At 59.4% G+C, this 21,610-nt stretch carries 18 protein-coding genes and 1 pseudogene; 5 read left to right on the top strand and 14 right to left on the bottom strand.

Going from position 1 to position 21,610, the window contains the following annotated elements:
* Positions 1-7: 7 nt before the first annotated feature.
* The 3 genes from H9Q10_RS07790 to H9Q10_RS07780 all read right to left on the bottom strand — a co-directional run bounded on the left by H9Q10_RS07790 (position 8) and on the right by H9Q10_RS07780 (position 4,300).
* The gene (locus H9Q10_RS07790; RefSeq protein WP_197903389.1) at positions 8-592 is read right to left on the bottom strand and encodes a biliverdin-producing heme oxygenase; all 585 of its coding nucleotides are present in this window, start codon (positions 590-592) and stop codon (positions 8-10) included.
* Positions 593-807: 215 nt separating this feature from the next.
* The gene (locus H9Q10_RS07785) at positions 808-3,219 is read right to left on the bottom strand and encodes a TonB-dependent hemoglobin/transferrin/lactoferrin family receptor (protein WP_197903388.1); all 2,412 of its coding nucleotides are present in this window, start codon (positions 3,217-3,219) and stop codon (positions 808-810) included.
* A 46-nt stretch (positions 3,220-3,265) separates the two neighbouring features.
* A complete protein-coding gene (locus H9Q10_RS07780) occupies positions 3,266-4,300 on the bottom strand; it encodes a transferrin-binding protein-like solute binding protein (RefSeq protein WP_197903387.1) in 1,035 nt (344 codons plus the stop codon).
* An 87-nt stretch (positions 4,301-4,387) separates the two neighbouring features.
* On the opposite strand from H9Q10_RS07780, the gene H9Q10_RS07775 reads away from it, so the two are divergent.
* Positions 4,388-5,992: a surface lipoprotein assembly modifier gene (locus H9Q10_RS07775; RefSeq protein ID WP_238480170.1), complete on the top strand. Its 1,605-nt coding sequence runs from the start codon at positions 4,388-4,390 to the stop codon at positions 5,990-5,992.
* Between the two features lie 340 nt (positions 5,993-6,332).
* On the opposite strand, the gene H9Q10_RS07770 is transcribed toward H9Q10_RS07775, so the two are convergent.
* Entirely contained in the window at positions 6,333-7,298 is a 966-nt protein-coding gene (locus tag H9Q10_RS07770) for an SPFH domain-containing protein (protein WP_197903386.1), read from the bottom strand.
* Positions 7,298-7,714: an NfeD family protein gene (locus H9Q10_RS07765; RefSeq protein WP_197903385.1), complete on the bottom strand. Its 417-nt coding sequence runs from the start codon at positions 7,712-7,714 to the stop codon at positions 7,298-7,300. The genes H9Q10_RS07770 and H9Q10_RS07765 overlap by 1 nt, the downstream gene beginning before the upstream one ends.
* Positions 7,715-7,815: 101 nt before the next feature.
* Between H9Q10_RS07765 and H9Q10_RS12345 the strand changes: the two are divergent.
* Positions 7,816-7,941, top strand: a pseudogene (locus H9Q10_RS12345) (IS5/IS1182 family transposase); the annotation flags it as partial.
* A 62-nt stretch (positions 7,942-8,003) separates the two neighbouring features.
* On the opposite strand, the gene H9Q10_RS07760 reads toward H9Q10_RS12345, so the two are convergent.
* The 6 genes from H9Q10_RS07760 to H9Q10_RS07735 form a co-directional block, all read right to left on the bottom strand.
* Positions 8,004-8,441: a protein tyrosine phosphatase family protein gene (locus tag H9Q10_RS07760; RefSeq protein ID WP_197903384.1), complete on the bottom strand. Its 438-nt coding sequence runs from the start codon at positions 8,439-8,441 to the stop codon at positions 8,004-8,006.
* Positions 8,442-8,515: 74 nt separating this feature from the next.
* Entirely contained in the window at positions 8,516-9,010 is a 495-nt protein-coding gene (locus tag H9Q10_RS07755; protein ID WP_197903383.1) for a pyridoxamine 5'-phosphate oxidase family protein, read from the bottom strand.
* 164 nt (positions 9,011-9,174) lie between these two features.
* Positions 9,175-9,417 carry a DUF7660 family protein gene (locus H9Q10_RS07750; protein ID WP_197903382.1) on the bottom strand — a complete coding sequence of 81 codons (243 nt, stop codon included), beginning with the start codon at positions 9,415-9,417 and terminating at the stop codon, positions 9,175-9,177.
* A 141-nt stretch (positions 9,418-9,558) separates the two neighbouring features.
* The gene (gene pepN / locus H9Q10_RS07745; RefSeq protein ID WP_197903381.1) at positions 9,559-12,228 is read right to left on the bottom strand and encodes an aminopeptidase N; all 2,670 of its coding nucleotides are present in this window, start codon (positions 12,226-12,228) and stop codon (positions 9,559-9,561) included.
* Positions 12,229-12,337: 109 nt separating this feature from the next.
* A complete protein-coding gene (locus H9Q10_RS07740) occupies positions 12,338-12,745 on the bottom strand; it encodes an SMI1/KNR4 family protein (protein ID WP_197903380.1) in 408 nt (135 codons plus the stop codon).
* Between the two features lie 192 nt (positions 12,746-12,937).
* On the bottom strand, positions 12,938-14,398 hold the full coding sequence (locus H9Q10_RS07735; protein ID WP_197903379.1) for a TrkH family potassium uptake protein: 1,461 nt from the start codon (positions 14,396-14,398) through the stop codon (positions 12,938-12,940).
* A gap of 282 nt (positions 14,399-14,680) precedes the next feature.
* Here H9Q10_RS07735 and H9Q10_RS07730 point away from each other — a divergent pair, with 282 nt between their 5' ends.
* The 3 genes from H9Q10_RS07730 (at position 14,681) to H9Q10_RS07720 (ending at position 18,372) form a co-directional block, all read left to right on the top strand.
* Positions 14,681-16,453, top strand: a complete 1,773-nt coding sequence (locus H9Q10_RS07730; RefSeq protein WP_238480169.1) for a vWA domain-containing protein — start codon at positions 14,681-14,683, stop codon at positions 16,451-16,453.
* A gap of 63 nt (positions 16,454-16,516) precedes the next feature.
* Positions 16,517-16,903, top strand: a complete 387-nt coding sequence (locus tag H9Q10_RS07725; RefSeq protein ID WP_197903378.1) for a hypothetical protein — start codon at positions 16,517-16,519, stop codon at positions 16,901-16,903.
* 89 nt (positions 16,904-16,992) lie between these two features.
* The gene (locus H9Q10_RS07720) at positions 16,993-18,372 is read left to right on the top strand and encodes a phosphomannomutase/phosphoglucomutase (protein WP_197903377.1); all 1,380 of its coding nucleotides are present in this window, start codon (positions 16,993-16,995) and stop codon (positions 18,370-18,372) included.
* A 182-nt stretch (positions 18,373-18,554) separates the two neighbouring features.
* Here the strand turns inward: H9Q10_RS07720 and ylqF are convergent, their stop codons facing one another.
* The 3 genes from ylqF to hprK form a co-directional block, all read right to left on the bottom strand.
* Entirely contained in the window at positions 18,555-19,487 is a 933-nt protein-coding gene (gene ylqF, locus H9Q10_RS07715) for a ribosome biogenesis GTPase YlqF (protein WP_197903461.1), read from the bottom strand.
* A 293-nt stretch (positions 19,488-19,780) separates the two neighbouring features.
* Entirely contained in the window at positions 19,781-20,635 is an 855-nt protein-coding gene (gene rapZ, locus H9Q10_RS07710) for an RNase adapter RapZ (protein WP_197903376.1), read from the bottom strand.
* Positions 20,616-21,578 (bottom strand): HPr(Ser) kinase/phosphatase, encoded by a 963-nt coding sequence (gene hprK, locus H9Q10_RS07705; protein ID WP_197903375.1) that lies wholly within the window; start codon positions 21,576-21,578, stop codon positions 20,616-20,618. Before hprK ends, rapZ begins: the two co-directional genes overlap by 20 nt.
* Between the last annotated feature and the right edge of the window lie 32 nt (positions 21,579-21,610).

Below are 21,610 nucleotides of genomic sequence, written 5' to 3'. Positions count from 1 at the left end.
GGCAAACTTATGCGGCGGCGGGCAGCTCGAAGATTTCGCGCAGCAGTTGCTTGTAGAAGGCGAAGGCGGTGAGGGAGCCTTGCAGGGCTTGCTCTTGTTCGGCGGGGCTGAGGCCGAGTTGGTTGAGCTGGGCGGCGAAGTTGCGCCAGTGTTTGCCGCGGCCTTCGGCGTGGGGGCCGAGGTGGCGGGCGCCGTGTTCGGCGTTGTAGCCGAGCTTGTTTTGCGCGTCTTTAAACAGGAAGGCGGCGCCAACGTTGGAGCCTTCGGCGCAGTAGAGCCAGCCGATGGCTTCGGCGCCCTGCGGTTGCGGGATGGGCAGGGATACGGCTTTTTCGGCGGCGCCGAGGTCTTGCAGGTCGAGCAGCACGTCGTCGTAGCGGGCGAGCTGGGCGAGGCCGGGAATTTTCTCGTTGAGCTGCGGGTTTTTATAGATGTCGTCCACGATTTTGTGGAACACGGCTTGCAGCTGGAGGAAGCGGATGTAGTTTTCGGGGGTGTCGAAGGGTTTGACCGACATCACGAGCTCGTCCACGCTGTCGTGGGTGGCGCGGCTGTTTTCTTTGAGGTATTGGTTGAACGGGATGGGGGACATGGTTGGGTTCCTTTTTGTGTGAACGTGTTGTGTTGCTGCGTTTGGCAGCCTGATGCGGGCAGGCTACCTGAAAAATGGGTGGCTTCGGTTTGGCGGAAGTTTTAGCTTCACAGAAACTCGGCTTCCTTCGGAAACTTCGTTGAAGTTTATGTTTTCAGGTAGCCTGTTGGGAGGGAGAGGCTACCTGAAAAACCATCTGTGCAATCAGACCAAGGCTAGAATTTGGCTTCGATAACGAGGCTGAAGTTGCGGCCGGGGGCGCTGAAGCGTTCGATACCGGCATGGGTTTGATTATCCACGCGGTTTACGGTACCGAATTCGCGGATGCTGCGCAAAGTTTCCCAAGTGTAGTAGCGGCGGTTGAATAGGTTGTAGATCCCGCCACGGATAGTCAGGTGTTTCCTGAATTGGTAATTCGCGGTTAGGTCGGCCAGCCAGATGTTGCTGCTGTGCCGAACGAAGGGGAAGGTACGTCCGGTATCGTCATAGGAGGCGATGGTATCTTCTGGTTTTTTACGGGCGAAGTAGCTGATGTTCAAATCTACGCCCCAGCGGTTGTCGGGCTGCTGGTAGCCAAAGCCGATTACGCCATTGAAGGGTTGGATGGCATTAATCGGAATATGGCCATCGGCTTCACCTTTGGTGTAGTTGGCGGCGAGAGTGGTGTAGCTGCCTTCAGGTAGCCCGATGCTGTCGAGATTCCAACGGGCTTTTAATTCCACGCCTTTGATGTCGGCACGAGAGCGGTTCTCGTTCTGGTAAACATCGGCATATTCGCGGTTGCTGAGGGTTTTGGTAGTGTAGTTCCAAGTCCGCACTTCCCTGAAACCTCGGTGTACGAAGTCGATGAAATCGCTGTAGCGGGTTTTATAGCCCGACAGGCGGACATGCCCCCAATTACCATGCACGTCTACACCCAATTCAAAGTTTTTGGAGCGTTCGGCTTTCAAGGCCGGGTTGGGCTCGACATAAAACAGGGTGTTGGGGAAGTAGAACCACATTTCATCGGTGGTAGGGGCGCGGAAGCCTGTGCTGTATTTGCCTTGCAGGGTAACGGATGGGGAAATATTCCAATCCAAGGCGGCCACATAGCTGGGGGCGCTGAAACGTGCCTGTTGGTTCCAAATCCCTTTGGCTTCGAGCTGTCCTTTCACGTCGGGGTTAAAGCTGTCTGTGTCAAGTGTATGCATTCTGGTACGGTCGTAACGCACGCCCAAATTCAGCTTAAAACGTTCGCTGAAACGGAAGGTGTTGTTCCAATACACATTGTAGTTGGTGGACTGGGTGCTGACCAGGAACTCTTTGTGGTCGCTGTTGGAAGCCAAGCGATCCGGATAGAAAACAAATGAAAAATAGCTGGTGTTGTTATTGGTGTTGCGTTTGCGTGAACCGCCTATGCCGTAGGCCATATCCCAAGTGGTGTTTTGGCTTAAATCGAAATGTTTGTCGGCCGCGATTTTGAATTGGTTGGTTTCATAGTTCAGGCTGCGACGGATAAAGTAGTTTTCGGCATTTCGACCGACACGGTTGATATAGGCCTGAGTGGGAATATCCCAAGTCATGGTGGTCATGCGGATTTTTTGGCGGTCAAAGTTTACCGTTAATTTATTCCACGGCCCCCATTCCAATAGGTTTTCATACTCCAAGCCAACGCGTCTGCGGTAGGCAACGTCACGCCGGTAGCGATAACTGGTATCACCATATGACTGGAATAAGTTGGATAATTCGTCTGTTTCTCGGTCTTGGCGCGTGGTTTCGTAAATGCCGCTCAGATAGTTGCGGTCATTAAAATGATAACCCAGCCGGAACAAATCGGAATGATCTTCCGTATTCTGCGGATCGGGAATACCGCGAGCTACGCCACTATATGTTGTCCAACCAAATTGGTAATTATTGTTGAAATTAAGGTTTACATTCTTGCCTTCGTCGTGGTTTTTGGTTTCATGCCCATTGCGTACCGTACCCACTACCAAGGCGTCAAATCCACCCAAGCGACCGGCTGCGGTAATACTGGCCAGCCATTGCTCAGAGCGGCTGAAATAACCGGTTTTCATGGCAACATAATAGGGTTTTTCCTCGTCAACATAATCGCGCGGCGATTTGGTGCGGTAAATTACCGCTCCGCCCAAAGCGCCGCTACCGGCAGTAATTGAATCGGCGCCTTTGCTGATGGTTACTTCGCTCATGTGCTCCATTTCGGCAGCGTTGCGGTTGGCATTGAAGTTGCCGTATGCACCAAAGAGCTCTTGGAAGGCGGAGGAAGAACGGCTTTCACCCTGATCCAGCCCATCCACCACAATGGCCACGCGGTCTTTATCCACACCGCGGATGCTGAAACCATTGGAACCAGCACGACCGCCTTCGGCCACGCTGATGCCGGGATCATAGCGCACCATATCGCGGATGTCCTGCACCATTTCTCGATCCAATTGCTCGCGACGGAGGCGTTCACGGCCAAGCTGACGCGGAGCATGCCGTCTCCCGCGGATTTGGATGGTTTCCAGCTGGCCGGACATGGCATCGTTGCCGGAACTGCTTGTTTCACCTACCGCCCAAGTCGGGGTGGAGAAAATACTGCATAGTGCCAAGAACAAAATGCTCGGTTTATGATGAATATGTGTTTTCATAGCTGTTATTGAGCCATCATTGGATAAAGGCTACCTGAAAAATAGATTAAGGGTTAATCGGGGTCAGATCGGTAGAAGTGGTATTTCTATCGCGGTTGTTGTCGGGAGCCGCTCCGCCAAATACGCTATCCAATTCAGGCTTGTTACCAAAAGTAACTTTACCGCCGATTTCTGTGCCTGCTGGGCCGGAGTATCCTGACTTACCAAAAAAACCACCGTTTACTTGCCCACTTTCACCGCCAGAAGAAACTGTGCCGCTAAAAGTATTGTTCTGCACGTTAACTTCGCCGAAAGTGATGTCTGGGCCGAAGTCGGCATTGCCTTTAATGGTTCCACCGACTTTGCCGGTGTTGAAATTAACGGTTAGCAAAGAACGGACTCGCCGAGAAGGATCGGTATCGGTATTGTAGGAAGAGGCAACAACTGAGCCGTTCTTGACGCGGAAAGCCCATACCTCGTAAGAAGCTTTGCCTGTGGGTACTGTCGCCCCATCTCGTTTCTGCATATCGGCAACATTGGCCAAAATACCGCCAGCGAACAAATCGGTTTGCCCATCTGCTCCAATCCAAGCACCATAGCGTACGGATTGCAGGTAGCCTGCCGGGAAATAGGCGTTTGCCGTTTCACAGCACACCAGCAATTTGTGACCATCGGGCGTAGCCTGCGGTTCGAACTTGGTTGGTTGGTTTTTATCTGGAACAAAACGACCAGAGAATTTAGGTGGGTCTGTAAAGCCGTCAAAGGCATATTCTGTACCATTGGGCGCCCGATAAATAAACTTGTCTACTGGAAAAGATGAGCCAAAAAGAATCCGATCCCACGACACATAACGCAACTGGCCATTTCCTGTTTGGAACACAGTTGGCGTTTCACCTGTACTGGCCGGACCAAGGATTTTGCTTTGGTCTGCAGGCATCAGCGGCGGAACCGGAGCGGTACCGCTGGGAATAGTTACTCCGCCATTGCCGGCACACCCGGCCAGCGCAACAGCCACAGACAAAGATAAAATCAAGCGTTTCATGGTTAAATTAAACCTGTCTTTGTTAAGAATAATGGTAATATATATCATTTTCTGTAACAATGAAACTCTTTGTTGGCAGAAAATATGGCTGCCTGATTAGGCCGGCATGGCAATAAATAATCTTTTTTCAAATAAATAGTTGTAGATATGCAGAGAAAAATCATCATGGCGGCTGCCTTGGCAGCGGTGTGTGCGGCGCAACACAGTTTGGCCGACACGCCTGAACAGGAATTGAAACAACGTTTACAGTCCGGGCAGGCAGCCGGGCAAGACCAAGGGCGTTTTTTACAATCTGGGCAGCAGCAATGGCTGCGGCAGCTGGAGCAAGGCAGAGAAAACCCGCCTGCTACAGAAACATCGCAGCGGCAGCCGAGAGTGGTTACGCAGCAGGACCTGCTGCAACAGCCGCAGCTGCTGGCGAATATGCTGGTGCAGGTGTTGAACAGCCGTCCGCAGCCGGAACTGCTAGCGGATCTGACTGCGCTGTATGCGCAAACGCCCAATCCGGATACGGTGTTGCTGCGGCGTGCGCAGGGCATGTCGGCGAAATATCAGGGAAACTACGCGCAGGCGGTGCAAACCTATCGCGGGTTGGCGGCAGAACAGCCGCAGGATGCGCGTATCCGCCTGGATTTGGCGGCGATGCTGGCGGAAGACAAACAATGGCGCGAATCGGCGCAGCTGTTTGAGGAGGTGCAGCGCGAGCCAGAGGTGCCGCAGGAAGTGCAGAATAATGTGCAGCAATATCTGGGCTATATCGCCAAACAGCGGCAATGGCAGTGGGGAGGAGGGCTGTCGCCGGCGTTCGACGACAATGTGAACAATGCGCCGCCGCAACATTGCAGCCCTTTCGGTTGCAGCCGCGAGCGACCAGAAAACGCAGCGGGCGTGGCCTACAGCCTGAGCGTGGCGAAAAACCAGCCCTTGGCCGGGCACCACAACCTGCGCGTGCAGCTGGATGTGAGCGGCACGAATTATTATTGGAGCAATAAATCGGCTTATGACGGCGCTTATGGGCGTTTGGGTGCGGGCTGGCTGTGGCAGGACGCGCGGCAGCGGCTGATGGTGCTGCCGTTTTACCAGTTTCAGCTCAGCGGCACAGACAATTGGGAAGGCCGCAAGCCGCAAAACAACCACACGCTGAAAATGCATATGTGGGCGCATGCGGGCGGCTTGCGCGCGGAATACGGCCGCCTGCTCACGCCGCGCTGGCAGCTTTATACCGCGCTGGATGCCTACCGCCAGCGTTACCGCATGGATGAGAAAGCGGAGGTTTACAACGGCTGGTATCTGGGCGAAAGCGTGTCGCTGGCTTGGCGCGCCACGCGGCGCAACACGCTGTATGCCGGCCTGAGTTTCAACCAAATGTTGCCCGATAGGAGCAACCTGCCCGAGCGCTACGGCCGGCCGGGCACGCGCCCGAACGATGCCGCCTACCGCCGCCACGGCATCAATGCGGGCTGGATTCACGATTGGGACGCGCTGGGCGGTTTGTCTACTCGGCTGAACGTGGCGCTGGGCGAGCGGCGTTTCCGCGGGAGCACCATCAATATTGATCCGGTGCGCGGTTTCGTCCCCGAGCGGCGGCGCGACCGCGAAACGCAATATTCCGCCGCCGTGTGGCACCGAAACTGGCGCATCTTGGGCCTGACGCCGAAGCTGAATTTTTCCTGGCAGCGTATCCGCAGCAGCCATGTGTGGGCAGAGCGGGAGAGCAAGCAGGTGTTTTTGGAATTGGAGAAAGAGTTTTAGCGGCGGGGAGAAGGCTACCTGAAAAAGGTTTTGGCTTGGCGGAAATGCTGACTGGGGTTTGCCAAAATTTTCAGGTAGCCTTTTGAGGCGGGTAGATGCTTAGAAACAATGGGTTTTGCTTGTTGCCTTTACCTGAAGGAGGATTAAGCAGTGGGGCAGATATTCATATCCGGTAATATACGGGATTTCCGGCTGCCGCCATGCCGGAAATCCCAGGTTCGGAAACCCGATCTGCTGCATGGCTTGCAGATATGATTCTTGCAAAGCCTTGTGCCGAAAAGAAGGCTACCTGAAAATAATTTCAGGTAGCCTTTATTTTGCGGCGAAACAGGCGAGACACTTAAGAGGCTGAGCCTTGGCCCTGCTGGCTTTTGATGATGCTCATGCCGGCGGAAACCAGGCCGCCGATATCGGCCACGTTGGCGGGCATAATCAGGGTGTTGCCTTCTTTGGCCAGTTTGGCGAAGGCTTCCACATATTGTTCGGCCACTTTCAGGTTCACGGCCTCGCTGCCGCCGGGCTGCTGGATGGCTTCGGCCACCATGCGGATGGCGTCGGCGCTGGCCTGCGCCACCAGTTTCAGCGCTTCGGCTTCACCTTGGGCGCGGTTGATGCGGGCCACTTTTTCGCCCTGAGAGGCGTTTACAGCAGCTTGGGCTTCGCCTTCGGATTTTTTGATTTCGGCTTCGCGCTCGCCCGATGCCAGGTTGATCTGTTCGATTTTCAAGCCTTCAGATTGGGCGATGCGGGCGCGTTTTTCACGCTCGGCGGTGATTTGCGCCTGCATGGCGCGCAGGATTTCCTGCGGCGGCACGAGGTCTTTGATTTCGTAGCGCAACACTTTCACGCCCCAGGATACGGCGGCTTCGTCCAGCGAGGCGACCACGGTGCGGTTGATGTCGTCGCGCTCTTCGAAGGTTTTATCCAGCTCCATGCGGCCGATCACGGAGCGCAGGGTGGTTTGTGCCAGCTGGGTGATGGCGGTGATGTAGTTGCTGGAGCCGTAGGAGGCGAGCTTGGCGTCGGTTACCTGAAAATAGATGATGCCGTCTACGGTGAGCTGGGTGTTGTCGCGCGTGATGCACACCTGGCTGGGCACGTCCAGCGGGATTTCTTTGAGCAGGTGTTTATAGGCCACGCGGTCGAGGAAGGGGATGAGGAAGTTGAGGCCGGGATTAAGCACGGCGTGGAAGCGGCCGAGGCGTTCGACCACATAGGCTTCCTGCTGCGGCACGATGGTGATGGCTTTAAAGCCGAACACAACGACCACGGCAAACAGGATAAGGGGCAGGGTGAGAAAGTCCATCAGTTTTCCTCCAAGGGTTGCAAAATCAGGATGTTGCCGGATTTTCCGGCAATGCGGGCGGTTTGGCCGGCCTGGGCGGCGAAATCGGCTTCGGCCTGCCAATAGGTGCCGCGGTATTGCACGAGCCAGAGCTTGCCGGATTGCGGCTGGTGCAGCAGCACGGTGTTGCCGATGTCTAAGTCTACATCTTCTGTGGCAGCCGTGCGGTGGTTGCGCCGCCAGCGGTACACGGCAGCGATGCCGGCGGCCGATAACACCACGGCCACCAGCAGCGCGGCACCACCGCCCGCACCCAGCCAGGCGGCCACGCCGGCGCCGGCCAGCGCAATGCTGACAACCAGCAGGTAAAACGTGCCGCTGAACATTTCCAGAATCAGCAGGGCGGCTGCGGCGATAAACCAATACCAGTGGTGCATGGGCGGCTCCTTTCTTTGGTGTGGGCGGGGTTAGCTTTGCAGAAACTTGCTTCGTTTGTTTTAGCTTCGCAGAAACTCGTCTTCCTTCGGAAATATCAATCTATAGTGGATTAAATTTAAATCAGGACAAGGCGACGAAGCCGCAGACAGTACAGATAGTACGGCAAGGCGAGGCAACGCCGTACTGGTTTAAATTTAATCCACTATATTTCGTTGAAGCTTCGTTTTCAGGTAGCCTTTGGGCGGCGGATGAGGCTACCTGAAAAATGGGTGTTGCGCCAAATAGTGTTTAGGATTGGGCTTCGATCAGGCGCGGCAGGGCGGCGGTGAGGTCGATGCCGGCGGCTGCGGCAGTTTGCACGAGCCGGCGCGGGTCGGCGCCGGCGGCGGCTTGGCCCATTGCCCAGAGCAGGCTGCTGCGGGTGCCGCTGCGGCAGTAGGCGAGCGCGGGGGCGGGATGGCTGGCTATGTGCTCGGCGAAGGTTTGCGCGGCGGCGGTGTCGATTTGCGGCATGAGCACGGGCTGGTGGAGCACATGGGGGATGCTGGCTTCGGCCGCCCAATGGCGGATTTGCTCGAAGCTGGGCTGGCCGGGCTCTTCGCCGTCGGGGCGGTTGCAGATGATGGTTTGGATGCCGGCGGTTGCGGCGGCTAGGATGTCTTGGCGGCTGATTTGCGGGGAGACGAACAGGCCGTCGGCAAGCTGGGGGAAGGGGGATTGGGGCATGGTTTTCCTTGATTGGTGGTGGTTTCGGTGTTGGTTGGCCGGGCGGGTAGCCGACCGGCCCGGCGGGCTGCTGCTTATTGCTGCGCCTGCTTGGCATTGACCAGCTCGATGGATTCTTTGGCGGTGAGGTGGTCGATTTCGAGGATCATCACTTTCACGTAGTCGAAATGTTTGCTGATGTAGCTGAGCAGGCCGGGCTGGCCGGGGGAATATTTGTGGCCGACGGCCTCGAGGGCTTCCTGTTTTTCGGCGGGGTCGGTAACGGTGCGGACGGTGCCGAACACGATGGCGCTGCGGAAATAGGTGGTGAATTCGGGGGCGATGATGTCGTTGAGGTCGACCACGCAGAAGGAAACGTGGTTGTCGCGGGCGAGCAGCTCGTGTTTGTGGCCTTCGGGTGCGCCGTGCAGGATGATTTTGCCGTTATGGTATACGTAGCTGATGGGCACGGCGTAGGGGTAGCCGTTGTCGCCGTGCAGGGCGAGCACGCCGGATTTGCCACGTTGCAGAATGGCAATGGCTTCTTCTTGCGATAACTGCTGGTTTTTGTGTTTCATTTCTCTAAACATGATTCTCTCCAAATGTATCCATTTCTCTCAAAACCGGTGGCTTGGGCTACCTGAAAAAAGTTTGGGAAAATCGGAAATCCGGTTTTCAGGTAGCCTCTGGCCGACGGGTGGAATCATACCAAATTTTGCGGGCGGCGGCTTGGGCTGCGCGGCGTTTGGCGGGCTTATTCATACACGGCGGCGGCTTGCAGGATGTCGGCGAGGGCTTGCCAGCTGAGCTTGGTTTCGCTGAAGGGCTGTGGCTGGCCGGTGCTGTGGTAGTAGGCTTCCATGTCAGCTATCCAGCCATGCATGGCTTGCAGGAAGTCGGGCAGGGCGGCGTTGGGGAAGGTTTGGGGGTTGGGGGCTTGGGCGAAATCGCTGAGGAAGGCGAGGAAGTCTTGCCGGGTGCGGATTTTTTGGGGCATGGCGCGGTTCCTTTTGGATGGTTTGGCGGAAATCCTACCTTTTGTTTTCAGGTAGCCCTCGGCGGGGAGTGCGGCTACCTGAAAAATCCGCCGCATGATAAAACCGGCGGCGGAAAGTATGTTTCCGGCCGCCGGTTGGCTTTAGGCAGAGGCTTGCAGGATTTTGCCGATGATTTCGCCGCTGTCTTTGGAGAGCTCGGGGCTGGCGGCGAGTTTGTCTAGCTCGGCGCGCATCAGGCTGCAGCGTTGCGGTTCGAGCTGGGCGCAGATGTTGAAGGCTTGGGCCAGGCGGGCGGCGATTTGCGGGTTGAAGCGGTCGATGCGCGCGATTTGCCCGGCGAGGAAGGCGTAGCCGCTGCCGTCTGCAGCGTGGAAGTGCGGCACGTTGCGGCCGAAGCTGCCGAGCAGGGCGCGGGCTTTGTTGGGGTTTTCCAGGCTGAAGGCGGGGTGCGCCAGGGCGGCTTGGATTTGCGCGGGGGTGTCGGCACGGTGGCTGGCGGCGATCAGGGTGAAGTATTTGCACATCACCAAGTCGTCGTGGCGGAACTTGGCGGCAAACTGCTCGAGCAGGCGGTTGCGCTCGGGGCGCTCGTTGTGGTTCACGGCGCTGAGGATGCCCCATTCGTGGGTCATGTTGTGCGCCATTTGCGGATAGCGTTCGGCCACTTCGGCGATGTGCGCGGGGCGGGCGCGCAGGATGAAGGCGCGGCACACGTTGCGCAGGGCGCGCCAGCCGGCCTGCTGCGGATGGTATTCGTAGGGCTCGGCTAGGCCGGACTGCTCTTCTTCCATGCGGCGGGCTTCGGCGTTGAGGGTGGCGAACTGTTCGGCGAAGTGTGAGGCAATCAAATCGAGCAGGGCTTCGCGGGCGCGGTGGATGATAAGCGGGTCGATATTTTGGCGGCCGGCCCACAGTTCGGCTTCGCCGGGCACGCCGAGCAGCACGGCTTGGAAGGCGGCGCCGATGTCGGCACGCAATACGTAATCGATGGCTTGCAACAGGGCGCGGTGTTCGGGCAGGGGGCTGCCTGAAACCAGGGCGGCTTCGTTGGCGGCGATGGCGCGGCGGTAGAGGGTTTGCGCGGCTTCCCAGCGGGCGAAGGGGTCGCTGTCGCAGGCGAGCAGCACGGAGAGCTCGTGGTCGCTGTAGGCGTAGTGCAGGTTCACGGGGGCGGAGAAGCCGCGCAGCAGGGAGGGCACGACTTGCCGGTATGCGCCTTCGAATTGCAGCTCGATGCTTTCTTCGGCCTGGCGCAGGGTGAGCACGGCTTCGGTTTGCTCGTGGGCATTTTCAGGTAGCCTGAAGGGGATTTGCTCGCCGAAGCTGTCTTCGTCGGCGCTGAACAGGGCGAGTTTGAGCGGGATCATCATCGGCTGTTTGGCGGCCATGTCGGGCGTGGGCGGGATGCTTTGGCGAATGTTGAGCACAAAGCGGTTGCCAGCCTGAAGGCTACCTGAAACTTCCAGCACGGGCGTGCCGGCCTGGCTGTACCACAGGGCAAACTGCTCGAAATCGAAGCCGTTGGCGTCGGCCATGGCGGCGCGGAAGTCGTCGCAGGTAACGGCTTGGCCGTCGTGGCGCTGGAAATAGAGCTTCATGCCGCGTTGGAAACCTGCTTCGCCGAGGAAGGTGTGATACATGCGCACCACCTCGGCGCCTTTTTCATACACGGTGAGGGTGTAGAAATTGTTCATTTCCACATAGCTGGCGGGGCACACGGGATGGGCGGTGGGGCCGGCGTCTTCGGGGAACTGGTGGGCGCGCAGGAAGGATACGTTTTCGATGCGGCGCACTTCGCGGCTGGCGCGGTCGGCGGAGAACTCTTGGTCGCGGAACACGGTGAGGCCTTCTTTGAGCGAAAGCTGGAACCAGTCGCGGCAGGTCACGCGGTTGCCTGTCCAGTTGTGGAAGTATTCGTGGGCGATCACGCCTTCCACACGCTCGAAGTCGGCATCGGTGGCGCTGCGGCTATCGGCCAGCACGCAGGCGGTGTTGAAGATGTTTAATCCTTTGTTTTCCATGGCGCCCATGTTGAAGTCGCCCACGGCCACCACCATGAAGATATCCAAATCGTATTCGAGGCCGAAGCGGGTTTCGTCCCAGCGCATGGCGTGCTTGAGCGATTCGATGCCGAAGCGCACTTTGCCGGCGTCTTCGGCGCGGGTGAAGAATTCGAGCGCCACTTGGCGGCCGCTCTTGGTGGTGAAGCTGTCGCGGGTGCACACCAAATCGCCGGCCACGAGGGCGAAAAGGTAGCTGGGTTTGGCAAAGGGGTCGTGCCATTCGGCCCAGTGGCGGTTGTCTGGCAGGCTGCCGCTGCCGGTGCGGTTGCCGTTGGAGAGCAGCACGGGGTAGCGGGCGCGGTCGGCGCTGATGCGGGTGGTGTAAACGCCCATCACGTCGGGGCGGTCGGGGTGGTAGGTGATTTTGCGGAAGCCCTCCGGCTCGCATTGGGTGTAGAGGTTGCCGCCGCTCTCGTAGAGGCCCATCAGGGATTTGTTGAGTTGCGGTTGGAGGCGGGTGGCCACGCTGAGGGTGAAGGGTTGGGCGGGCACGTTGGGGATGCTTAGGGTGTTGTTTTCTAAGCTATAGCCGTTTTCAGGTAGCCTTTGACCGTTGACGGCGAGGGAGACAAGCTCGGCGGAGCCTTGCAGCACGAGGGTGCCGCCGGCACCGGTTTGCGGTTCGATGGAAAGCTCGGCGGCCACGGCGGTGTGGTCTTCGCGGATGTCAAAATCGAGGTGGATGGCGGGTACGAGGTATTCGGGGGCGCGGTAGTCTTTGAGGTATTTGGCGGTTTGCTGGGGCATGGTGTGCGGCCTTGGCTGGGATGGAAAGCGGGTATTCTAGCGCAAAACGGGCTGAAGGGAATTTCAGGTAGCCTCAAGTGCGGGAGGGCTACCTGAAAAATATTGTCGGCTAACCGGCCAATTCGTCGATGCTGCCGGCCACTTCTTCCAATTCGCCGCCGTCGCTCGACCAAACAAACAGGGTTTCGCCGAGCTGCTGCGGGGATTGGGGCAGGAGCACCAGTAGTTCGCCGCCTTGGTTATCGCCGATGACAACGGCTTGGGCGGGGAAGCCCGGCCAGTTTGCGCGGGCGGCGGCGGTTTCTTTGGCGATGTGGTTGCAGGTGCGGCGCAGGCGTTTTTTGTCGGATTGGTCGAACACGGGCAGGAGCAGGAAGCTGCTGTCTTCGTTGCCGGGCTCAAGCAGGATTTCGCCGCCGTTTTCGGCTACGAGCCGGGCTTTGAAGCGGGGTGGAAATCGGATGCCGAGGGCTTGTTCGGCGGCTTGGATGTATTGGGGATCGACGGGGAAGGGCATGGGTTTGCTCCTGATGGTTGGGGGAGGTTGCGGCATGCAGGGATGCCTGGATTATTGATTAGCTTTGCAGAAACTCAGCTTCCTTCGGAAACATTGTTTTAGCTTCGCAGAAACTCAGCCTTGCTTCGCAAGACATCGTTTTCAGGTAGCCTCAAATGCGGCAGAGGCTACCTGAAAATATTTCTGCTATTTTTATTTGCGCCAATAGGCGGGGGTAAACAGCATAAACACGGTGAAGATTTCGAGGCGGCCGAGCAGCATCACGATGGTGCACAGCCATTTTTGGATGTCGGCAAGGTTGGCATAGCTGCCGGCGGGGCCAACGCTGCCGAGGCCGGGGCCGGCGTTGGTGATGCAGGCGGTGGCGGCGGTGAGGGCGGTGACAAAGTCGAGGCCGGTGGCCATCAGGGCGAAGGTGGCGAGGATGACGGTGAGGAAATAAACGGCGGTGAACACGAGCACGGTCATGGCGGTGCGCTCGGCAATGTGCACGCCGTTGATTTTCACAGTGTGCACGGCGTTGGGGTGCAGCAGCAGCATCATTTCGCGCAGGCTGAATTTGAACAGCACCACGGCGCGGATGGTTTTCAGCCCGCCGCCCGCGCTGCCGGCGTTGGCGAGGAAGTTGGCGAGGAAAAACATCCAAAGCGACACGGGCAGCGGCCAGGCGGCGAAGTTGGTGTTGGCGTAGCCGTTGGCCAGGCCGATGGAAACGAAATTGAAGCCCACGTAGCGCAGGGCGTGCGACCAATCGCTGTAGAACTGCTTGTGCCACAGGTAGAGCGCGCACACGATGATGCTGGCAATCAGCCCCACCACCATCACGCGCACTTCGGCGTCTTGGCGGTAGGCCTGAAGGCTACGCTGGCGGAAGGCGTAGTAGTGATTGGTGAAATTGATGGCGGCCACGATGCTGCCGAGGCAGAGGATCATTTCGATGGGCACGGAATCGAAATAGGCGATGTTTTGGTCGTGGGTGGAGAAGCCGCCCAGGCCGATGCACGACATGGCGTGGCACACGGCATCGAGCCAGGTCATGCCGGCCAGGCGCAGGGCAAGGCAGGTGATGAGGGTGAAGCAAACGTAGATCAGCCAAAGGTTTTTGGCGGTTTGGGAGATGCGCGGGGCGAGCTTGCTGTCTTTGTGGATGCCGGGGATTTCGGCTTTGAAGAGCTGGGTGCCGCCCACGCCGATCATGGGCAGGATGGCCACGGCCAACACGATGATGCCCATGCCGCCCACCCAGTTGAGCATGTGGCGCCAGAAGTTGAGCGAGGGCGGGAAACTGTCGAGGTGGTCGAACACGGTGGCGCCGGTGGTGGTGAGGCCAGAGATGGATTCGAAGAAGGCGTCGGTGTAGCTGATGCCGGGCAGATACCAATAAAAGGGCAGGGAGGCGACCACGGCGAAGCCCACCCAGAGCAGGAACACGAGGGTGAAGCCGTCGCGGGTGCGCAGCTCGCGGTGGTGTTTGCGGGTGGCGATCCAGATGATGCCGGAGCCGCAGATGGTGGCCAGCGCGGTGTCGGCAAACACCCAGAAGGCGGCGTCTTGATAAATATAGGACACCAGTGTGGGCGCCAGGAGCAGCAGCGAAAAGATGAAGCCGAGGCGGGAGAGGACGTGGATGATGGGGGCGAGTTTGTGGTACATGGCAGCGGGCTGTGGCGCGCGGATTATTCGGGGTAGGGCGGGTGCGGGGTGTTTTTAGTTATGTTGAAGCCCACGTTTTCAGGTAGCCTGATTGGGCGGTGCGCATATTTTAACCCATCGGCGCAGTGGGGTGGCGTTTGGATAGGCTACCTGAAAAACAGTTCTGCCTACCGCGCGCTATTTTTCAGGTAGCCTTCCGGTGTGTGCCGGCCTGTGTCGGAAGCAGCCGGCTTTGGCTATAATGTCGGGCATTTCCAACGCTTCGATACCAAGGGAGTTCCTATGCGCTATCCGCCGTTTGCCCGCGCCGCTTTGCTGGCGCTGTTATCCGTATCCGCCATGCCCGCGCTGGCCGATAATGCCCAGCGAGTCCACCAAGCCTGTTCGCGGTATTTGGATGAGCAGCCAAGCCATGATTACGGCCCCATGGTAGGCTTGAGCCGCCACCAAAGGTTCGGCGGCACCCGCGCCGTGCCGCCGGCAGCCATGATGAACCGCTCGGTGGCTTCGTATGAAGTGGCGCCTTCCGCCGCGCCCGCGCCGCAAGCGGCAGCCGCCAAAGATTTATCCCAAGGTGCATACGGCTCGCTTCGTGCGCGGCCGCAGGCAAACCGCCCGCCGCTCCCGCGCCAGAACACCGAGCGCTACGCCCACCACGAGCCCAACCCCGTGCATGCCGTGGCCGAACAGCCCGTTTCCACCTTCAGCATCGACGTGGACACCGGCAGCTATGCCAACGTGCGCCGCTTCCTCAGCCAAACCCGCCGCCTGCCGCCCGCCGATGCCGTGCGCATTGAAGAAATCATCAACTATTTCGACTACGGCTATGCCGCCCCAACCGACGGCAAACCTTTTGCCGTACACACCGAAACCGTGGATTCCCCCTTCCGCAGCGGCGCCAAAATCATCCGCATCGGCATTCAGGCCAAAGAGATGAGCCAAGCCGCCCTGCCGAGCGCCAACCTCGTGTTCCTGGTGGACGTGTCCGGCTCCATGTATAGCCGCGACAAACTGCCGATGGTGAAATACACCCTCTGCACCCTCGCGCACCAAACCCGCGCCCAAGACCGCATCACCCTCGTTACCTATGCAGACGGCAACAAAGTCGTGCTCCCGCCCACGCCCGGCAACCAGCGGCAGAAAATCCTCGCCGCGCTCGACAGCCTGCGCGCAGGCGGTTCCACCGCCGGTGAAAACGCCATCCAGCAGGCCTATCAGGCCGCCCAGCGCGCCTATATCCGGGGCGGCATCAACCGCATCCTGCTCGCCACCGACGGCGACTTCAACGTGGGCATCACCGATTTCAACACGCTCAGAAGCATGGTGGCCGAAAAACGCAAGAGCGGCATTTCCCTCACCACCCTCGGCTTCGGCAGCGGCAACTACAACGACCGCCTGATGGAGCAGCTGGCCGACGCCGGCGACGGCAACCACAGCTACATCGACAGCCCGGAAGAAGCGCAGAAAGTGCTGCACCGCCAGCTTTCCTCCACCCTCGCCACCGTGGCGCAAGACGTGAAAATCCAAGTGGAATTCAACCCCGCCACCGTGAAGGAATACCGCCTCATCGGCTATGAAAACCGCCTGCTCGCCCGCGAAGACTTCAACAACGACCAAGTCGATGCAGGCGACATCGGCGCCGGCCACAACGTCACCGCCCTGTATGAAGTCATCCCCGCCGGCCAAACCGGCTGGCTGCCCGAAAGCCGCTACCAGGCCGCCCCCGCCCGCGCGGCAAACGACAAGGCCGGCAGCGAATACGCCTTCATCAACCTGCGCTACAAACTGCCCGGCCAAAGCAGCAGCATCCTCATCAGCCGCCCCGTGGCCGCTGTCAGCAAGCCGCTCGCCCAAAGCAGCAACGCCACCCGCCAGGCCCTAGCCGCCGCCTCGTTTGGCGAACTGTTGCGCGGCGGCAAATACAGCGGCAGCTTCGGCTGGCCGCAAACCCTCGAGCTCGCCCGCAGCGCCCAATCCCCCGACCGCCACGGCCTGCGCCGCCAGTTTGTGCACCTGATTGAGCAAGCCCAGCAGCTCAGCAGCAAGCCGCAATAAATTTTCAGGTAGCCTTTATCCGCATTAAAGGCTACCTGAAAACACATTTGCAAAGGAATAAATATGAAACTGATCCGATGCTTCTCCTTGCTACTCATACTGTTGGGCAGCACCGCAGCCATGGCCGCCTGCGGCAGTGACGGCACCCGCCAATGCTTTGCCGTGCGCGATAACCGCATCATCAGCCGAGGCAGCTGCCAAGTTTTCGTCTGCTCCAACGCGCGCGAACACATGGAAGAAATCGATTTTGGGCAATACCGCCTGTATAGCAGCACATCCATCGGCAGCAACCGCTTCTCCGCCTCCATCAACAACCAAACCGCCATCCAAGTGAAAAACCACCACTTCGGCAACGATACGCGGTGCTTCAAAACGCGCAGCGGCAGCACCATGATTTGCGTGTCGCCCACGCCGCCGGAAGCAGCAGAAAATCCCCACCGCGAGCCATAAACAGCGGCTGCTTTTTGATAATAGAGGCTACCTGAAAATCTCCACCCAAATTTTCAGGTAGCCTCCACGCCCCAAACAAAGGAACCACCATGCCCCTTTCCCCCAGCATATTCAAAGCCTACGACATCCGCGGCATCATCGGCCAAACCCTCACCGAAGAAGCCGCCGAACAAATCGGCCGCGCCATCGCCGCCCGTGCCGCCAAGCAAGGCTTGCGGCAAATCGCCGTGGGCCGCGACGGCCGGCTCAGCGGTCCCGCCCTTGCCTCCGCCCTCATCCGCGGGCTCACCGCCGGCGGGCTAGATGTGGCCGACGTGGGCATGGTGGCCACCCCCATGCTCTATTTCGCCGCCGTGCGGCATTGCCACGGCAGCGGCGTGATGATCACCGGCAGCCACAACCCGCCCGACTACAACGGCTTCAAAATGATGCTCGGCGGCAACACCCTGGCCGGCGAAGACATTCAGGATTTGCGCCGCAGTATCGAGGCGCAAGATTTTGCCGCAGGCAGTCCGCCAGGCAGCGTGCGAGAATTGGCGGTGGCCGACGAATACATCGCCCACATCGCCGGCCACATCCGCCTGCAGCGCCCGATGAAAATCGCCATCGATGCCGGCAACGGCGTGGCTGGCGCCTTTGCCGGGCGGCTGTATCGCGCGCTGGGCTGCGAAGTGGAGGAACTCTATTGCGAAGTGGACGGCCGCTTCCCCAACCACCATCCCGACCCTGCCAAACCCGCCAACCTGCAAGACCTCATCCGCGCCGTGCAGGGCGGGGCAGCCGAAGTCGGCCTCGCCTTCGACGGCGACGGCGACCGCCTCGGCGTGGTAACGCGCAGCGGCAGCATCATCTACCCCGACCGCCAACTCATGCTCTTCGCGCAAGACGTACTCGCCCGCCATCCCGGCGCCAAAGTGATTTACGACGTGAAATCCACCCGCCTGCTCGCGCCGTGGATTCGGCAGCACGGCGGCGAACCCGTGATGAGCAAAACCGGCCACAGCTTCATCAAAGCCGCCATCAAACAGCACGGCGCGCTCTTGGCCGGCGAAATGAGCGGCCACGTGTTTTTCAAAGAACGCTGGTTCGGTTTCGACGACGGCCTCTACGCCGGCGCGCGCCTGCTGGAAATCCTGTCAGGCAGCCCCAACCCCAGCGCCGTGCTGGAAGCCCTGCCCGAAGGCGTATCCACCCCCGAGCTGAACATCGCCCTGCCTGCAGGCGCCGACGGCCACGCGCTGATCGCCGAATTGGCTAAAGCCGCCCGCTTCGACGGCCTGCAAGAGCTCATCACCATCGACGGCCTGCGCGCCGAATTCGCCGACGGCTTCGGCCTCTTGCGCGCCTCCAACACCACGCCCGTGCTGGTGCTGCGCTTTGAAGGCGACAATCCCGCCGCGTTGGAGCGGATTCAGGCGCAGTTCCAAACCTTGGTGGAGCAGCACGGCGGGCTGGAATGGCCGCTGTAACGTGATAACCGTCGCATAATGCAAACCGCACCGTGGAAATACGGTGCGGTTTTTGATTGATTGAGCGGCCAAAGGCTACCTGAAAACTTTATCTTTGCAGAAATGCAGCCTGCCTTAGCAAAGCATTGTTGCAACTTGCGTTGCGCCGGTTTTCAGGTAGCCTTTTCCTTTTGCCGGCTGGCTTATTTGCTTCTGCTGCGGCGTTGGGCTTGGCGTTCGGCGCGTTGGGCTTGCAACTGGGCTTCGTGTTCGCGGGCGGCGGCGAGCCAGTGTTGCCATTGCTCGGGGGTTTCGAGGGTGATGCGGCCGATTTGGCCGTCGCGGAAGTCGGTGAGGAGGGCTTCGGCGGCTTTTTGGTGGTTGATGCGGCCGCCGCTGAGCAGGGCGCCGCGCCGGCGGCCGACCCATTCGAGCCAGTCGCTGTCTTGCCAGCTTGGGCTGTCTTCGGGATCGGCTTGATAGCGCGCTTGCAACAGGGGTAGGTAATGTTGGCGCAGGTAGTCGAGCAATTCGAGGGCAACGACTTCTTCATCGAGGGCGTTGCGGCCGACGGCGCCGCTGGCGGCGAGATTGTAGCCGCTTTGTGGGACGATGATTTTGGGCCAGAGCATGCCGGGGGTGTCGTAGAGCCAGAAGTCGTCGGCAAGGAGGAGGCGCTGTTCGGTTTTGGTGATTCCGGGTTCGTTGCCGGTTTTGGCGGATTTTTTGCCGGTCATGCCGTTGATGAGGGTGGATTTGCCAACGTTGGGGATGCCGCAGATGAGGACGCGCAGGGGGCGGTCGATGCCTTGCCGGTGGGGGACGAGGGCGCGGCAGGCGGCGGTGATTTTTTGGGCGGCCTGGCGCTCGGAGGCATCAAGGGGAATGGCTTGGGTATTAGGCCGGCTTTGCAATTCGGCAAGCCACACTCGGGTGAGCTCGGGGTCGGCGAGGTCTTGCTTGTTGAGCAGGTAGAGCTTGGGTTTACCACGGGAGAGCTGGGCGAGCAGGGGATTTTGGCTGGAGGCGGGCAGGCGGGCGTCGAGCATTTCGATCACCATGTCGGTGCTTTTCAGGCGCTCGATGAGGGCTTTTTTGGTTTTGTGCATGTGCCCGGGATACCATTGGATGCTCATGTTTTTCTTTCTGTGGGGTTCAGGTGGCCTTTGCTGGGCGGTATTGTAGCGGAAATCGGGATGGGGGATGGCGGTGTGGGAAGGGATGTGTCCGTTTCGTTGGAGTTTTGTTTTCAGGTAGCCTGCCGGCATGGGGGAGGCTACCTGAAAATAAATGCCTGCTTGGCCATGCCGGGCTGGCACCATGCTCATGATTGTGGACACTTATTTTTCAGGTAGCCTTTGGCGGAAGTGAGGCTACCTAAAAATGTCGGTTTTCACAAAATTAAAACGTTATTTAAAAAGTTAAGTATTTACATGCGGCTGCCGTTGCCGGGGAGCTGGCGGTGGCGCACCCACACGGGGTAGTCGCGCAGGCGTTCGGCCACGGCTTCGGCCACGAATACGGAACGGTGCTGGCCGCCGGTGCAGCCGATGCCGACCACGAGCATGTGCACGCGGGTTTGGCGGGCGTATTCGGGCAGCCAGCGGTTGAGGTAGCCGCTGATGTCGGCCACCATCTGCTGCACGGTTTTGAAGCGGGCAAAGTAGGCGCGCACGGCTTCGTCGCGGCCGGTTAGCTCGCGCAGGGCTTCGTCGTAGTAGGGGTTGGGCAGGGCGCGCACGTCAAAGAGGAAATCTAAATCGAGCGGGGCGCCATATTTGAAGCCGAAGGATTCCACTACCACCTGCAAGCCGCCTTGGCTGAGGGCGAGCCATTCTTGGATGCGGAATTTGAGGTCGCCGGTGCCGTCGAGGGAATTATTGATGCAGAAGGCGAAGTCTTGCCAGGGCTGCAATATCTGCCGCTCGGCGGCGATGCTTTCGGCCAAGGTGAGGTTGGTGGCGGCGAGGGGGTGGCGGCGGTGTTTGCCGTCGAGGCGGCGGATGAGGGTGGCATCGTCGGCATCGAGGAAGAGCAGGCGCACGGGGTGGCCTTGGCGGCGGATGGCGCGCAGGCAGTTTTGGATGCCGTCTTTGGCATAGGGCACGCGGATATCGAGGCTGACGGCGAGCTTGCTGATTTTGCCGGCGGCAGATTGCGCCACCAATTGGGGCAGCAGCGCGGGCGGAATATTGTCCACGCAGGTGAAGCCCATGTTGTCGAGCAGTTTTAGGGCAACGGTTTTCCCCGAGCCGGCGGGCCCGCTAATCAGCACTATCCTCATGGCTGCGTTCGTCTTCCCTCAATAGGGCAGTGTGGCGTTCCAGAAATTCTTTGGTGCTGTCTTTGCCGCGCGCCTGCAAAATATAGTTGCGCACCGCCGCTTCCACCAGCACGGCCAGGTTGCGGCCCACGGCCACCGGCAGCGTAACCGAGCGCACGGCCACGTTTAGGATGGTTTCGGTTTCGCTCTGGATGGCGAGGCGGTCGAGCGTTTTCATGTAGCTGTCGTCGGCCAGCGTGAGGTTGATGATGAGTTTGAGCGGTTTGGAGGGCAGCACGGCGGTTTCGCCGAAGATGGTGCGGATGTTGAGCACACCCAAGCCGCGCACTTCCAAAAAATCGCGCAACACCGCCGGGCAGCGGCCTTCCAGCGTTTCCGGGCCGGTGCGGTAGAGCTCAACCGCATCGTCGGCCACCAGGCCGTGGCCGCGCGAAATCAGCTCCAGCGCCAGCTCGCTTTTACCTAGGCCGGATTCGCCCATCAGCAGCACGCCGATTTCAAACACATCGAGAAACACGCCGTGCTTCACGGTGGAAGTGGCGAGCACGCGTTGCAGGTAAATCCGCAACACGTCCATCAGGAAGGGGCTTTCGGTTTTGGAAGTGAGCAGCGGTACGTTGTGCGTGTGGCAGTAGTCGCGCAGCATGAAGGGCACGGGCAGGTCGTTGGCCACGATCACCAAGGCGATGCTCAAGTCGAACAGCTCATCGAAGCTGGCTTTCACGTCGCCGCCGGCCATTTTGTTGAGATAGGCCACTTCGGCCACGCCCAACACCTGCACCTGGTTGGGATGGATGAAATTCAGGTGGCCCACCAGCGCCAGAACGGGCTTGTCGGCATCCACGCTGATGCGGTTGTCGGCGCCGGCCGTCCCTGCCGACCAAGCCAGATTGAGCTTGGTTTGGTTGTCTTGATAGAGCTTGCGGACGGAGATGCTGGGCATGGGCGGCCTGTGCGGGTAAACGGGTAAAATGC

The organism is Eikenella glucosivorans (assembly GCF_016025525.2).
Taxonomy (GTDB): domain Bacteria; phylum Pseudomonadota; class Gammaproteobacteria; order Burkholderiales; family Neisseriaceae; genus Eikenella; species Eikenella glucosivorans.
The sequence above is the reverse complement of the archived record's forward strand: the minus strand, read 5'-3'. Positions and strand labels throughout refer to the sequence as shown.

Coding starts and splice junctions, on each gene's coding strand:
- H9Q10_RS07725 (WP_197903378.1), top strand. CDS start 16,517: ATGAAACTGATCCGATGCTTCTCCTTGCTACTCATACTGTTGGGCAGC.
- H9Q10_RS07775 (WP_238480170.1), top strand. CDS start 4,388: ATGCAGAGAAAAATCATCATGGCGGCTGCCTTGGCAGCGGTGTGTGCG.
- H9Q10_RS07735 (WP_197903379.1), bottom strand. CDS start 14,398: ATGTACCACAAACTCGCCCCCATCATCCACGTCCTCTCCCGCCTCGGC.
- H9Q10_RS07785 (WP_197903388.1), bottom strand. CDS start 3,219: ATGAAAACACATATTCATCATAAACCGAGCATTTTGTTCTTGGCACTA.
- hprK (WP_197903375.1), bottom strand. CDS start 21,578: ATGCCCAGCATCTCCGTCCGCAAGCTCTATCAAGACAACCAAACCAAG.
- H9Q10_RS07760 (WP_197903384.1), bottom strand. CDS start 8,441: ATGCCCCAATCCCCCTTCCCCCAGCTTGCCGACGGCCTGTTCGTCTCC.
- H9Q10_RS07755 (WP_197903383.1), bottom strand. CDS start 9,010: ATGTTTAGAGAAATGAAACACAAAAACCAGCAGTTATCGCAAGAAGAA.
- ylqF (WP_197903461.1), bottom strand. CDS start 19,487: ATGAGCATCCAATGGTATCCCGGGCACATGCACAAAACCAAAAAAGCC.
- H9Q10_RS07730 (WP_238480169.1), top strand. CDS start 14,681: ATGCGCTATCCGCCGTTTGCCCGCGCCGCTTTGCTGGCGCTGTTATCC.
- H9Q10_RS07770 (WP_197903386.1), bottom strand. CDS start 7,298: ATGGACTTTCTCACCCTGCCCCTTATCCTGTTTGCCGTGGTCGTTGTG.
- H9Q10_RS07750 (WP_197903382.1), bottom strand. CDS start 9,417: ATGCCCCAAAAAATCCGCACCCGGCAAGACTTCCTCGCCTTCCTCAGC.
- rapZ (WP_197903376.1), bottom strand. CDS start 20,635: ATGAGGATAGTGCTGATTAGCGGGCCCGCCGGCTCGGGGAAAACCGTT.
- H9Q10_RS07720 (WP_197903377.1), top strand. CDS start 16,993: ATGCCCCTTTCCCCCAGCATATTCAAAGCCTACGACATCCGCGGCATC.
- H9Q10_RS07740 (WP_197903380.1), bottom strand. CDS start 12,745: ATGCCCTTCCCCGTCGATCCCCAATACATCCAAGCCGCCGAACAAGCC.
- H9Q10_RS07765 (WP_197903385.1), bottom strand. CDS start 7,714: ATGCACCACTGGTATTGGTTTATCGCCGCAGCCGCCCTGCTGATTCTG.
- pepN (WP_197903381.1), bottom strand. CDS start 12,228: ATGCCCCAGCAAACCGCCAAATACCTCAAAGACTACCGCGCCCCCGAA.
- H9Q10_RS07790 (WP_197903389.1), bottom strand. CDS start 592: ATGTCCCCCATCCCGTTCAACCAATACCTCAAAGAAAACAGCCGCGCC.